Below are 13,202 nucleotides of genomic sequence, written 5' to 3'. Positions count from 1 at the left end.
CGCTTTCTGACTGGTGAGTACCTGACGTTTGGGTAGGTACTTACGAATAGTTAGCTCTCGACCTAGCGTCGGCCGCATGACGACCTTGATAACCGGTGCGACCGGCCACCTCGGCTCCCTGATCCTCAAGCACGCGCTCGACCGGCTGCCGCACGAGCAGGTGGCGGTGTCCGTCCGCGACCCGAAGAAGGCTGAAGGGTTGGGGGTGGAGGTGCGGCCGGGCGACTTCGACGGCCCGTTGGCCGGGACGTTCGCCGGTGTGGAGACGCTGCTGCTGGTGTCGGTCGACGGCCCGGACGAGATCCGCGTCGGACGGCACCTCAGGGCGGTGGAGGCGGCGGTGGCCGCGGGTGTGCGGCACATCGCCTACACGTCGGTCTCCGACGCCGACACCTCGCCGCTCGCCCTGGCCGCGGTGCACAAGGCGACCGAAGACGCGATCCGCGCCACCGGCGTCCCGTTCACCTTCCTGCGCAACGGGATGTACCACGAGAACTACCTGCCGCACGGCCCCGGCCCGATCACCACGGCGGCGGGCGGCGGTCGGATCGCCAGCGCGTCGCGCGACGACCTGGCGCTGGCCGCCGCGGTCGTGCTGAGCACGCCGGGTCACGAGAACGCGGTCTACGAGCTGACCGGGCCCCGGGCGTGGAGCTTCGACGAGCTGGCCGCGTTGGCCGGCACGTCGCACGTGGCGGTGGGCGCGGCGGAGCGGGTGGCCGGGTTGAAGGGGTTCGGGCTGCCGGACTTCCTGGCCGAGCTGCTGGCCGACGTCGAGGTCAACATCGGTCGCGGTGCGCTGGCCGAGGTGCGGCCGGACCTGGAGAAGCTGATCGGCCGCCCGGCGACGACGATCGAGGACGCCGTTCGGGGCTGATCGGCGTCCTCGTCCGGGGTCTGGGGTCTGGGGTCAGTCCAGCAGCAGGGCGGCGTCGATCTCGCGGTGGGCTTCCGGGTGCTCCTCCCACCACCGCGCGTAGCCGGGGTTGCGGGGGAGCACCGCCCGGTACGCCCTGGCCGCGGCGGTGAACACGTCGTGGGCCCGCCCGGCGGCGGGCCCCTCCCGGCGGGTCGCCAGCATCAGGTCCACCATCAGCGGCGCGCCCCGCAGCGGCCGGATGACGATCCCCTCGCCGCTGCGGGACTGCGGCAGCGCGAAGGACACCGCGCCGTTGGCCACCAGGCTGCGCGCGGTGCTGGCCTCGTTCACGTGGTGGGTGAACCGGGGCGTGAACCCGGCCGCCGCGCACGCGGCGAAGATCTGCAGCCGGTTGCCGATGAACTCGTCCGGCGGCGCCACCCAGTCCCGGTCGGCGAGCTGCGCCAGGTCCACCTCGGCCCGCTCGGCCAGCGGGTCGGTCTCCGGCAGCGCCACGAACTGCGGTTCGCTGACCAGCCGGCGGATCTCCAGCCCGCGCAGCTCCCGCCGCTCCAGCCCCTCGAACCGGTCCAGCACGCCCAGCTGCACCTTGCCGGACACCAGCAGCTCCAGCAGGTCCGACGCGCCCGGCATGATCTCGGTGCGCACCTCCGAGCACGGGATCACCCGCCGCAGCTCCTCCACGAAGTGCCCGAAGAACAACGTCGGCACGCCACCGACGAGCAGCGGCCCGGCGGCGCCCGTCCCGGTCCGCTGCCGGGCCAGCGACACCAGCTGCTCGACCTCGTCCAGCACCAGCCGGGCCGTGCCGACGACCTGCTTGCCCAGCTCGGTGGGCAGGGAGCCGGAGGGTGTCCGGTCGAACAACCGGCCGCCGACGATCCGCTCGACGGTCCGCAGCTGGGCGCTCATCGCGGGTTGCGTGAGACCGAGGCGGGAGGCGGCCTTGGTCAGGCTGCCTTCTTCGGCGATCGCGCAGACCGCGCGCAGGTGGCGTAGCTCAAGCTCGGGCATAACGCTCTTCTATCCCCCTTTCGTATGAGCCGCCAGCCTTGCCGACCGTCATAGTTGCGGCAGTCGACCTCGCAGTGAGGAGAGCAGATGCGCCGCACGAGCCAGATCTACTGATCAAGGCCATGGCCGTCACCGTCCCACGCCACGTCTCGTGGCCGGGCGATCCGCACACCGCTTACGCGGGCGGTGCAGCGGGAGCGCCGGGGGAAGGTGCCGGGCCAGGGGGTGTGAGGAGGACGTCCCCACCCCGTTCGGGGCCGCCGGTCGCTGTTGCGGAGCAGCGACCGGCGGCCCCGCCGCGTTCTCGGTAGGTTCGAGGCCATGGCAGCTGTGGACAGCCCCGTCGACTGGGTGAACGAGCACATCCGCAAGTACGTCGAGTCGGGTGGCGCGGAAGGCCACGAGTGGCAGCCGGGCGTCTTCACGCTCCTGCTGACCACGGTCGGGCGCAAGTCCGGCCAACCCCGGCGGACGGCGTTGATCTACCAGCCCTACGGGGACGCGCACGTCGTCGTCGCGTCCTACGGCGGCGCGCCGGAGCACCCCGCCTGGTACCGGAACCTGTCGGAGCACAACTCGGCCGAGGTCCAGGTGCGGGCGGACGTGTTCACGGCCAAGGCCCGCACGGCGGTGGGTGAGGAGCGGGCCAGGTTGTGGAAGCTCATGACCGAGGTGTGGCCGGCCTACGACGACTACGCGAAGAAGACCGATCGCGAGATTCCCGTGGTGGTGTTGGAGCGGGTCCAGGGCTGATCGGGGCCGGGACCGGGGCGGGGGATCGGTTGAGCGGTGGTCAGCCGATCGGTGTTGCGGAGCCGGTGACGGTGACCCGCGGGTCGTCGGGGGAGACCTCGACGCGGAGCAGGCTCGGTCGGCCCATGTCGACGCCCTGGTGGATGGTGATCGAGCGAGGTCGGGTGACCTCGCCGATCGCCCGCAGGTAGCCGCCGAACGCGGCCGCGGCGGCGCCGGTGGCCGGGTCCTCCACCACGCCGCCGACCGGGAACGGGTTGCGGGAGTCGAAGACGTCCTCGGCCCGTTGGCGCACGAGTTGGGCGGTCACGGCGTCGTTGGCGCGGAGCAGGTCGCCCAGGGCGGTGAAGTCGTAGTCGAGGGACGCCAGCCGGGCGCGGTCGCGGACGGCCAGGACGAGGTGGCGGGCGCCGCCGAACGCCCAGTGCGCGGGGTAGCGGGGGTCCAGGTCCGAGGGTGACCAGCCGAGGGCGCGCAGGGCTTCGGCGACGTCGTGCGGCGGGGCGGGGGTGGCGGAGGTGGGGACGCTGGTCAGGGTGGCGGTGCCCGGTGTGGTGTCGACCTCGACCAGGCCCGCGCGGGTGTGGAAGGCGAGCTTGCCCGGTCGGTTCAGGGCGACCGCGGCGGCGACGGTGGCGTGGCCGCAGAACGGGACCTCCACGAGAGGGCTGAAGTACCGGACGTCGTAGGAGCCGGGGTTCTCGGGGCCCTTGGGGAAGATGAAGGCGGTCTCGGAGTAGTTCAGGTCGGCGGCGATCCGGAGCATCCGGGCGTCGTCCAGGCCGGTGGCGTCGAGGACGACACCGGCCGGGTTGCCGCCGGCCGGGTCGGTGGTGAAGGCGGAGTAGCGGAGCACCTGCGGGGTCCGGTCCGGGCTGGTCATGGTCGTAGCGTCCCCCAGCGGGGCGTATCGAGTCCAACGATTCTGCGTGATGGTGCTCATCGGTATTGTCGATGTGGTGGACACCCGCCTCCTGCGCACCCTCCTGGTGCTCGCGCGCACGGGCAGCTTCACCGCCACCGCGGCGGAGCTGCACCTCGTGCAATCCACGGTGACGAGCCAGGTCAAGGCCCTGGAGCGGAACCTCGGAGCCCGGCTGTTCGACCGGCTGCCCAGCGGGTCGCGGTTGACCGAGGCGGGGCGTCAGGCGGTCGAGCACGCGCGCGAGGTGCTGTCGGCCGAGCAGCGGCTGCGGGACGCGGTGCGCGGCAGCACGGCGGTGGAGGGCGACGTGCGGATGGCCGCGCCCGAATCGGTGTGCGCCTACCGGTTGCCGCAGCGGATCGCGGACGTGGTGATGCGGTGGCCGGGGATCTCGGTGCACCTGTCGCCGTCGGGGACCCGGCAGGGCATCGCCGGGGTGCGCAACGGCACGTTGGACCTGGCGCTGGTGCTGGAGGACTCGGTCGTCGCGCCCGGGTTGGAGGTGACCGCGATCGGGGCGGAGCCCATCGAGCTGGTGTCGGCGCCGGGCGTGGTGCTGGACGAGCGGTACTTCCTGCTGGAGGAGGGGTGCTCGTACAGCGACCGGTTCGTGCGGGAGCTGTCGGCGGCGCCCGACATCACGCGGTTCGGGAGCATCGAGGCGGTGCGGTCGTGCGTGGTGGCGGGGTTGGGGTGGACGGTGCTGCCCCGGGTCGCGGTGGCGGAGCAGTTGGACGCGGGGACGTTGCAGCGGGTGCGCGAACTGCCCGACAGCACGCTGTTCCTGGTCACCGACCCCCGCCGCACCCCCTCGGCCGCCGTCCGCGCCGTGACCGCCGCCCTGACCTGACCGCGTGTCCTACCTCCCAGCCGCGAGAGTCCTACGTCGGGGAGCCCTGAGTTCAACGTTCAGCGGCGCGAGTCGAACGCCGGCGTGCCGCGAGTCGAACGTTCAGGACCACCGAGTCGAACGCTCAGGTACCGCGAGTTCAACGCTCAAGTCCGGCTGGTGGGCGGCGGGTCCGTTGTCGGTCAGGGGGTGGCGAGGATTTCTTCGCAGCTGCGGATGACGATGGCGGCGGCGCGGCGTTGGGAGTGGTCGAGGGTGGGGTCGGTGGCGTGGTCGCGCCAGCGGCTCAGGGTGGTCTCGGCGGTTTCGCGCAGTTCGGTTTCGGTTGGTTCGTGGTCCAGGCCCAGGCGGACCACGGGGTTGGTGCCCAGGCCGCCCACCAGGCGGGCGGCTTCGGTGTCGAGGTCGGCGGGGAGCTTGGTGCGACCGCCCTGGAGGGCGGCGAGCAGGCGCAGCTCGCGGAAGTCGTGGGCGGAGGCGAGGATTCGTTCGACGGCGGCGGCCAGGGCGAGGGCGGTTGGCCTCGGTTCGGCGCGGAGGACGACGTCGAGGCCGAGGAGGGCGGAGCGGGCCTTGAGGACTTCGCGGCGTTCGGTGAAGTAGATGCCGATCGAGTCGCGCAGTTCGCCGAGGCCGCTGCGCTGGACGAGTTGGCCGGTCAGCTTGACCTGGGTGTCGAAGCCCTGGCGGATCAGGGTGGTGGTCAGGCGGACGCCGAAGATGCCGTAGCGGTCGACCAGGGTTCGGCGGGTGGCGGGTGGCAGGCGCACCGGGAAGTCGTCGGCGGTGAAGCGGTCGGTGGACAGCAGGTACTCGTCCAGCTCGGTGCGCGGCAGGGAGGCCAGGGCGGTCAGGGCGGCGAACTCGTCCGGGCGAGCGGTTCGGGCGGCGACCGCCAGGAGGCCGGCCACGGCGACGACGTTCTGGCACAGCGGGGTGACCGCCGCTTCACGGCGGTAGCGGCGGGCGATCTGCTTGGCGGAGGACAGGGCGTCGATCCGGCCGCCGCCGATCTCGTCGGCGCGGGCCAGCACCAGGACCGTGTTGACCGGTGCGATGCGGGTGACGGGGTGGTCGTGCGCGGTTTGCAGGTACTGCAGGTCGGTGGTGTGCAGGTGCCGGGTCAGGTAGAGGACGGCGTCCGCTTCGCCGTAGACCTGCTCGACGGGCGCGCCGGCGGGGGTGTCGATCAGGGTCAGGTCGCGCAGTGACCGGGACGGCCACTCGACCACCACGCGCTCGGCGTCCGGCGCGTCGACGTGGGCCTTGCCGTCACGGCGGACCAGGGGGACTTCGTACTGGCCCGCATAGGCTTTGGGCTGGGGGCCGTCCTGGTACCACGTGGTGGTCCCGGTGGGGGCGAACTCCTCGCCGACCAGGGCGCTGACGACGGTGGACTTGCCCGAACGGGGTGCGCCCGCGACGGCCACGCGGACGGGCTCGCCGAAGCGCGCCTGGTGGCTGCGCAACCAGCCGACGGCGCGGGGGCTGTCGCGGTAGACCGCCAGGGCGTCCTCCAGCAGCGCCCAGACCTCGTCCTCCAACGTCACGCGCTGATCCCCAGCGGCGGGGCCTGTCCGCCGGCCAGCGCCTGGACCCGTTGGTACAGGCCGACGAGCTGGTCCAGCTCGCGCTTGGCGTCACGGCTGCGCCGCTCGCGCTCCGTGTTGTCCTCCTGCACGGCGCGGCGGGCGCTGCGGGCCGATTCGAGCAGCGTCTCCTGCAGCTCCTCGGCCAGGGTGGCGAAGTGGGTGCGCAGGCTCCGCTGGATGTGCCGGGCGGCGTCGCGGCAGTCCTTGCTGAACTTGAGGAAGAAGTCGTCCACGTGCCGCGCGGCGGCGGCCTTGGCGGCGGCCTGGCGGCGGCGCAGGCGTTGGTCGCCCTCGTCCATGATGGACTTGCCGCCGAACAGCGCGCCCGCGCCGAGGGAGATGGCGTTGAGGAGCGGCATCCCGGCCAGGCTGGTGGCCAGGCCGAACATCAGGACGCCGCCGTAGGAGCCCTTGAGCCCGGTGAACGCCTTCTGCATCACGCTGAACTTCTCGATCACCGGCTTGTCCATCGGCGCGACGCGGTCCAGCACGTCGTCCGGGAAGACGGACTCGGGCAGCAGGTCGTCGCGGACGACCGGGAAGCTCTTGGCGACCTTCTCCGCCACCCACTCGGACCGGTCGAGCAGCCAGGCGAAGTTCGTCGTCGCGGCCTCGGTGAGGTTGTCCTCCAGCCACGCCTCGAACCGGTCCCAGCCCAGGGCCGGGTCGGCGGTCTCGAAGGTCTTCTCCACCTCGCGCAGGATCCGGCGGGTGCGGTCGCGCAGGTCGTACTCGATGTCGGAGACCAGGTCGGCCATCTCGTCGGCCAACACGGTCTGCCAGCGGGCCGAGCGGCGGCGCAGCTCGTCGATGCGGCGCTGCGCCTCGTTGAGCGCGGCGATGGTCTCCCCGGCGCCCTGGGCGGAGCGGGTCGCCAGCTCCTCGCGGACGGGGGTGACGAGCTGCTTGATCGCGGACGCGGTGGCGACGGCGACGGTGCGGCGGGCGAGGACGTCGGCGGCGGCGACGATGTCCTGCTGGACGCAGGTCAGCAGTTCCGGGAAGCCGGATTCGGCGTTGAGGGCCTTGTCGCCGGTCTTGGCCGCGCGCAGCCGGAGGGTCGCGGACACCGGGATGAGCTTGGCGGTGACGCCGGCGCGGGCCAGGTGGGCGCGGTTGCGCTCCAGCACGCGGCGCCACTGGGCGGCGATGTCGATCTTGGTGAGCACCACGGTGACGTTCGGGCAGGACGTCATGACCTGCTTGAGCAGTTCGAGCTCGGAGCCGGTCAGCTCGGCGGTGGCGTCGGAGACCATGAGCACGGCGTCCGCCTGGAGCAGCGCGGCGAACGTGCTCGCGGTGTGCGCGGGCCGCAGGTCGCCGACGCCGGGGGTGTCGATGAGCACCAGGCCGGAGTCGAGCAGCGCCCGGGGGATGCCGACCTCGGCGCGCACCACGTCGCCGCCGTGGCCCACCTCGGTGGCGAGCTGGTCGATCGGCACGGGGATGCGCTCGGTGGGGGTGTTGGCGATGGTCGCGCCGCGCACGAGCGCCGCCGACGGCGTCTCGGCGTGCTGCACGAACGTGGGAACGGTGGTGGTGGCGTCGTCGCCCACCGCGCACACGGGTGCGTTCACCATCGCGTTCACGAGCTGGCTCTTGCCCTGGCCGGGCTCGCCGATCACGAGCACCCGGAGCTTGGGGTCGAGCTGGCGGGCGCGCTTGTCGCGCAACCGTTCGGCCAGGTCGGGCCGGTTGTGCGCAGCGCAAGCCCGGATCGTGTCGTCGAGCACGTCGAGCCAAGGCGCGGACATCACGTCACAGAGTGTGCCGGTAAAACCCGTCTGGGTGAAAGTCTGTGAACGCGAGAGGGCCGGTCCTGTCCGGTGGACAGGACCGGCCCCCGCCGGTGTTCCGGTGCTCAGAAGAGCAGGTCGTCCACGTCGAGCTTGTCGACCACCGGGAGGTCGAGGCCGTCGACCGCGCCGGTGACGTTGCTCACCACGCCGCCGAGGCCCGCGGTGCTCGCGACGGTCTCGGTCACGCCGGACAGGGGGGCGGCGTCGAGGTCGGTCAGGCCGTTGGTGTCGCCGGACAGCTCGGGCAGGCCCGGGAGCTGCAGGTCGTGGCCGACGTTCACCGGCAGGGAGCCGGTGAGGCCACCGGTCACGTTGCCGAGCACGCCCTGGAGCGTGTCGACGGCGCCGAACGCGGTGCTGGTCAGGCCGTCCGCGTCCGGCAGCGAGCCGGTGACCCCACCCGCGGTGGCGAGGGCGCCGTCCAGCCCGCCCGTCGCCGTGGAGGCCAGGCCGGTGGCCTGACCGGCGGTGGACAGCGTGCCGTCCAGGGTGTCGGTCACGTCACCCACCGCGGAGAAGTCGCCCTCGACGTCGATCGCGGCAGCCCCGGACGCGTCGAGCAGGTCCCAGCTCGACACGCCCCCGAAGACGGACAGGCCGTCGGCGTCCGCGCTGAGCGTGCCCGCCACGGCGGCCTTCAGGTCGCCGGCGCCGGTGGCGCCCGACACGGCGAGCTGGTCGGTGACGGCCTTGAGGTGGAAGATCGCGCCGGCCTGACCCGCGTCGAGCAGGTCGAGCGGCAGGTCCTCGAGCACCGAGCCGTCGAGAGCGGGCAGGCTCCCGGTCGGCACGTAGTCGAGCACCAGCGGGATGACTTCCTGCACGTCCAGGGCGCTGATGTCGCTCAGGCCCGCCTTGGCCAGGGTGCCCTCGGCGTCGGCCTGGAAGTCGGCCAGCGCGGTCGGGTCGCTCAGCAGGTCGAGGACGAAGTCGTGCAGCGTGTTGGGGCTGGAGCCCATGATGGATTTCTCCTGGTAGGTAGGACGCGGGTAGCCGGCCCGGCAGGGGTAGGGCGGCTTGGTGATCAACGTACGACCGGGGGGACCCCCGGCCATCGGGGATTACTCCCAGTAGATGGCGCATCCACGATGGGGTGGTTCTCGTTCACTCCCTAGGGGATTAGGGGATGCGCTTGTGGCCCTCCCGCTCCCCGTGTAGGTATCGCCGTACTTCGATCAGGTGAGTGAGGGGGCCTCCGAGTTGCCGTACGTCCTCGGGGTCGACGTGGGCACCACGCGCACCGCCGCGGCCCTCTGCCGGCTGGGCGGGACGGGCCGGACCGAGCCCGAGGTGGTCGGCCTGGGCGGTCCGGGCGGGGGCGTGGCGACGACGCTCCAGCTCACGGCGGCCGGCGCGTTCGCGGTCGGCGAGCCGGGCGACCCCCGGTGGACGGCCACCGGCTTCAGCCGCCGCGTCGGCGACGCCGTGCCGGTGCTGCTCGGCTCGGACCCCACCGGCGGCCGGTGGTTCCCGGCCGAGGAGCTGACCGCGCTCGTGGTGATGTGGGTGGTCGACCAGGTCGCGGCCCGCGAGGGCGAACGGCCGGCGCACGTCGTGCTGGCCCACCCACCCGCCTGGGGCGCGCACGCCAAGGGCTTGACGCACCGCGCGCTGCGGGCGGTCGGCGTGGAGGCGTCGCTGGTGCCGGAACCGGTGGCGGCGGCCGAGAGCCACGCGTTCAGCCGGTCGTCCGCCGGGTCCCTCGGCGTGTTCAGCCTGGGCAGCCACGCGTTCAGCGCGTCCGTGGTCGGCCGCGGTTTCGAGCTGGTGCACGCCGTCGAGGGCGTCGACCACGCGGCGGGCGTCGACTTCGACGACACGGTGTTCGCCCACGTCCGCGCGTCGCTCGGCCGGGAGCTGGCCGAGCTGGACGCCGACGACCCGCGCACCCGCGGCCTGTTCGCCCGGCTGCGCCGCGACTGCGAGGCGGCCAAGCGGATGCTGTCCGGCGCGGTGGAGACCTCGATCCCGGTGCACCTGCCGTCCGGGCGGGTGGACGTGCCGATCACCAGGGCGCGGTTCGAGGACCTGATCCGGGCCGACGTCGAGCAGGCCGCCGCGGTGTTCGGCCGGGTCGCGGCCGGGGTGGAGGTGACCGTGCTGGTCGGCGGCAGCGCCCGCATCCCGCTGGTGGCGGCGGCCGTGCCCGGCCGGGTGGTGCTGGAGGCCGCGCCCGAGACCTCGGTGGTGAAGGGCGCGGCGCTGGCGGCCCGGCGGCTCGTGGTCGGGCCGGACGCCGAGCCGGAGCCGATCGAGACGTCGGTCATGGTGCGCGACGACGACCCGCTGCTGAGGTTCCCCGTGGGCGGCCTGGAGGCGCCGGAAGCGGAGTTCACCGCCCCGCCGCCCCGACCGCCCGTCGACATCACACCGCTGGAGCTGCCCGAGCGGCGCACGGTCAAGCGCGTCGTGCGCGGGCTCGCGGTGACCGGTGGGCAGCGCCGTGCCCGTGACCCCGAGGATGGCCGTTGAGCCCGGTGTTGCCCCAGCAGGTCGTGCGGGTGCTGGAGGCCGTGGCGGCCGGGTCCGTGGTGCGGCTCGGCGTCGTCGGGCCCGGCGGGCACGGCAAGACGACGGTGCTGCGGGAGATCAGGCGGGCGTTCGAGGACGCCGGCGCGCGGGCGTCGGTGGTCGACGACGCGCACCTGCTGCCGGACTCGGAACTGCTGGCGCTGCGCGCCCTCGTGGAACGCGGGGACGAGAACGTGGTGGTCGCCTACCGCCCCTGGCCCCGGTCGCGGGCGCTGGCGGCGCTGGCCGGGTCGCTGCGGCCGTCGCTGACGCTGGAGCCGTTCACCCGGGAGCAGGTGCGGGCGGTGCTGCCCGCGTCCGCGCGGGGGCTGGTCGACCACGTGCACCAGCAGACCGGTGGCGTGCCGCGGTTCGTGCGGCGGCTGGCCGGGTCGACCTCCGCCGAGGCGCCGCCCGAGGTGCTGGCGTCGTTCCGGCCCGACCTGGACTGGCTGGACGCCGACGTGCAGAAGTACCTGCTGGCCGCCGAGGCGGGCGCGGCGCTGCGGCTGGACCTGCTCGGCGGGCTGCTCGGGCTCGACGCGGACGCGGTCGGCGACGTGATCGAGGCCGCCCGCGCCACCGGCCTGGTCGCGGCCGACGGCACGCTGCCGCCGGTGGTGCGGCAGGCGGTGGCCGCGCTGAGCCGCGCCGACCGGCGGATCGCGGTGCGGCAGGAGCTGGCCGAGCTGCAGCTGCGGTCCGGCGGCCCGGTGCTCGACCTGGTCCGGCCGCTGGTCGACGCGGGCGGCGTCGGGCCGGGGCTGGCGGAGGTGTTCCGGGCGGCGGCGGACGAGGCGCTGGCGACCGACCCGGCGCTGGCGGCCCGGCTGCTCGCCGCGATCGGCACGCCGAACGCCGACGTGGCCGTGCGGCGGGCGGTGGCGTCGGCCATGGCGGGCGACCTCGACGCGGCGCTGCGGCTGGCCGACCGGGTGATCACCGGCGGCGACCAGGCGCACCGCGGCCCGGCGGCCGAGGTGGCCGCCATCGCGCTGGCGCACCGGGGGCAGCTGGCCCGCAGCACCGAGCTGCACCGGTGGTCGCCCAGCTCGACCTCGGCGGCGTTCGCGGTGATCGGGCAGGTCGGCACGGGCCGGCTGCCGGCGGCGGAGCTGCCGGTCGCGCCGCCGACCATGCTGGCGGGCGGCGCCTCGCTGATGGCGCGGGGCGTGGTCGAGTCGGTGACGTCGCCCGCCACCACCGCGCTGTCCACCCTGGTGCGCGCGGCGGGGTTGCTGGAACCGGCCGGTCGTGCGGTGCTGCTGCCGGACACGCCCGCCGCGCTGGCCGCGCTGGTGGCGCTGCACAGCGGTGAGCCCGGGGTCGCCGAGTCGGTGCTGGACCGGGCGGTGGCGACGTCGTCGGGCGGCGCGCTGATGGCCGTGCGGCACCGGTTGCTGCGCGGCTGGATCGCGATGCAGCGCGGCAACCTCGCGCAGGCGCGGGAGGTGCTGGTGGCGCTGCGCAAGGCCGGTCGGCCGCTGGAGCCGCGCGACTGGCTGTTCGCGGTGGCGCTGGAGATCGGCGTGGCGCGGCGCAACAGCGACCTGGCCACGTTGAAGCGCACGTGGGAGCAGGCGTGCGAAGCGGTGCTGCGGCACCCCGTCGACCTGTTCACGTTCCTGCCGCTGGGCGAGTTCGCCACCGCCGCCGCCCGGCTGCGCGACCAGCACCGGCTCGCGCCGCACCTCGCGGCGGCCCGGAACCTGTTGCGCGACCTGGGGGACCCGTGCCTGTGGGCCGTGCCGCTGCACTGGAGCGCGCTGCACGCGGCGATCATCGCCGAGGAGACGTCCGCGGCGGAGGAGCACGCGGCGTCGCTGGCGGCGTGCCGCGACCGGAGCCGGTACGCGGGCATCGTGTCGACGGCGGCGGAGAGCTGGCTGGACGTGCTGGCGGGCAAGGTGGACGCCGACCAGGTCGAGGAGTCCGCGCGGGCGCTGCAGTCGGTCGGCCAGTGGTGGGACGCCGCCCGGCTGGCCGGTCAGGCCGCGATCCGCACGTCGGACCGGCAGGCCATGGTGCGGCTGCTGGACTGCGCCCGGCTGCTGCAGGGGCGCACCGCCGCGACGGCCCGCAAGCAGCCGGAACCCGCGGTGGAGGCCGACGCGGGCAAGCTCAGCGACCGCGAGCGCGAGGTGGCCGAGCTGGTGGTCGGCGGGTTGACCTACAAGCAGGTCGGCGACCGGCTGTTCATCTCGGCGAAGACCGTCGAGCACCACGTGGCCCGCATCCGGCAGCGGCTGGGCTGCGGCAGCCGGGCCGAGCTGCTGGACCAGCTGCGCCAGATCGTCGGCTAGCGGGACCGGGGCCGCGCGGCTCCCGGCCCCGCGTGCGGACGGGGGTCAGTCGCGCTTGCTCGCGTGCAGCAGGACGAGGCCCAGGGCCGCGATCACGAAGTTCTGGAACGCCGCCGACAGCCCGTTCCAGTCCTGGGACTGCCACATGAGGAACCACTCACCGCCGATCGCGATGAACCCGCCGCCGAACAGCAGCACCTGCATCACCCACCCCGCGGACGACAGCCGGCGCGCCACCTCCTCCCGCCGCCGCAGCCAGGCCACCAACCCGGCCAGCAGCACCAGGGCGGTGACCGCCTCCCACAGGATGATCAGCACGTACACGACGGTCACGGCGGTCGGGCTGGTGATCGCGCGCCACACCGTGTTCTCCGAGCCGAACGTGGTGTCCATCGCCAGCACGTGCTGGACGAACGCGTGGTTCGTCCCGTAGTCGGTGACGTTGCCGAACACCACCAAACCCATGTAGAGCGCGGTGATCCCGGTCAGCGCCGTGATCGCCGCCTGCGGGCTCCCCACCCGGGCAAGTAAACGCATGATCTGTAGAACCTAGTCACGACCCACCGGAAACCACG

At 73.7% G+C, this 13,202-nt stretch carries 11 protein-coding genes; 5 read left to right on the top strand and 6 right to left on the bottom strand.

Features of this window, described 5'->3' with window-relative positions; genetic code table 11:
* The first annotated feature begins 76 nt into the window (after positions 1-76).
* Positions 77-877, top strand: a complete 801-nt coding sequence (locus tag AB0F89_RS04215) for an NAD(P)H-binding protein (protein WP_367132719.1) — start codon at positions 77-79, stop codon at positions 875-877.
* Between the two features lie 33 nt (positions 878-910).
* Here the strand turns inward: AB0F89_RS04215 and AB0F89_RS04210 are convergent, their stop codons facing one another.
* Positions 911-1,894 (bottom strand): LysR family transcriptional regulator, encoded by a 984-nt coding sequence (locus AB0F89_RS04210; RefSeq protein ID WP_367132717.1) that lies wholly within the window; start codon positions 1,892-1,894, stop codon positions 911-913.
* 321 nt (positions 1,895-2,215) lie between these two features.
* On the opposite strand from AB0F89_RS04210, the gene AB0F89_RS04205 reads away from it, so the two are divergent.
* Positions 2,216-2,647 (top strand): nitroreductase family deazaflavin-dependent oxidoreductase, encoded by a 432-nt coding sequence (locus AB0F89_RS04205; RefSeq protein ID WP_367132715.1) that lies wholly within the window; start codon positions 2,216-2,218, stop codon positions 2,645-2,647.
* A 40-nt stretch (positions 2,648-2,687) separates the two neighbouring features.
* On the opposite strand, the gene AB0F89_RS04200 is transcribed toward AB0F89_RS04205, so the two are convergent.
* Positions 2,688-3,530: a PhzF family phenazine biosynthesis protein gene (locus AB0F89_RS04200; RefSeq protein ID WP_367132713.1), complete on the bottom strand. Its 843-nt coding sequence runs from the start codon at positions 3,528-3,530 to the stop codon at positions 2,688-2,690.
* A 76-nt stretch (positions 3,531-3,606) separates the two neighbouring features.
* Between AB0F89_RS04200 and AB0F89_RS04195 the strand changes: the two genes are divergently transcribed.
* On the top strand, positions 3,607-4,422 hold the full coding sequence (locus AB0F89_RS04195) for a LysR family transcriptional regulator (protein WP_367132711.1): 816 nt from the start codon (positions 3,607-3,609) through the stop codon (positions 4,420-4,422).
* Between the two features lie 182 nt (positions 4,423-4,604).
* On the opposite strand, the gene AB0F89_RS04190 is transcribed toward AB0F89_RS04195, so the two are convergent.
* From AB0F89_RS04190 to AB0F89_RS04180, 3 genes are all read right to left on the bottom strand, one after another.
* Entirely contained in the window at positions 4,605-5,972 is a 1,368-nt protein-coding gene (locus AB0F89_RS04190) for a GTPase domain-containing protein (RefSeq protein ID WP_367132709.1), read from the bottom strand.
* The gene (locus AB0F89_RS04185) at positions 5,969-7,768 is read right to left on the bottom strand and encodes a dynamin family protein (RefSeq protein ID WP_367132707.1); all 1,800 of its coding nucleotides are present in this window, start codon (positions 7,766-7,768) and stop codon (positions 5,969-5,971) included. The genes AB0F89_RS04190 and AB0F89_RS04185 overlap by 4 nt, the downstream gene beginning before the upstream one ends.
* A gap of 107 nt (positions 7,769-7,875) precedes the next feature.
* A complete protein-coding gene (locus AB0F89_RS04180) occupies positions 7,876-8,772 on the bottom strand; it encodes an IniB N-terminal domain-containing protein (RefSeq protein WP_367132705.1) in 897 nt (298 codons plus the stop codon).
* A gap of 220 nt (positions 8,773-8,992) precedes the next feature.
* Here AB0F89_RS04180 and AB0F89_RS04175 point away from each other — a divergent pair, with 220 nt between their 5' ends.
* On the top strand, positions 8,993-10,285 hold the full coding sequence (locus tag AB0F89_RS04175; RefSeq protein WP_367132703.1) for an Hsp70 family protein: 1,293 nt from the start codon (positions 8,993-8,995) through the stop codon (positions 10,283-10,285).
* Positions 10,286-10,290: 5 nt separating this feature from the next.
* On the top strand, positions 10,291-12,627 hold the full coding sequence (locus AB0F89_RS04170; protein WP_367138699.1) for a LuxR C-terminal-related transcriptional regulator: 2,337 nt from the start codon (positions 10,291-10,293) through the stop codon (positions 12,625-12,627).
* A gap of 45 nt (positions 12,628-12,672) precedes the next feature.
* Here the strand turns inward: AB0F89_RS04170 and AB0F89_RS04165 are convergent, their stop codons facing one another.
* Positions 12,673-13,146 (bottom strand): DUF2165 domain-containing protein, encoded by a 474-nt coding sequence (locus AB0F89_RS04165; protein ID WP_367132701.1) that lies wholly within the window; start codon positions 13,144-13,146, stop codon positions 12,673-12,675.
* Between the last annotated feature and the right edge of the window lie 56 nt (positions 13,147-13,202).

This window comes from Saccharothrix sp. HUAS TT1 (assembly GCF_040744945.1).
Lineage (GTDB): Bacteria > Actinomycetota > Actinomycetes > Mycobacteriales > Pseudonocardiaceae > Actinosynnema.
This window is presented reverse-complemented; position numbering and strand designations above follow the sequence as displayed.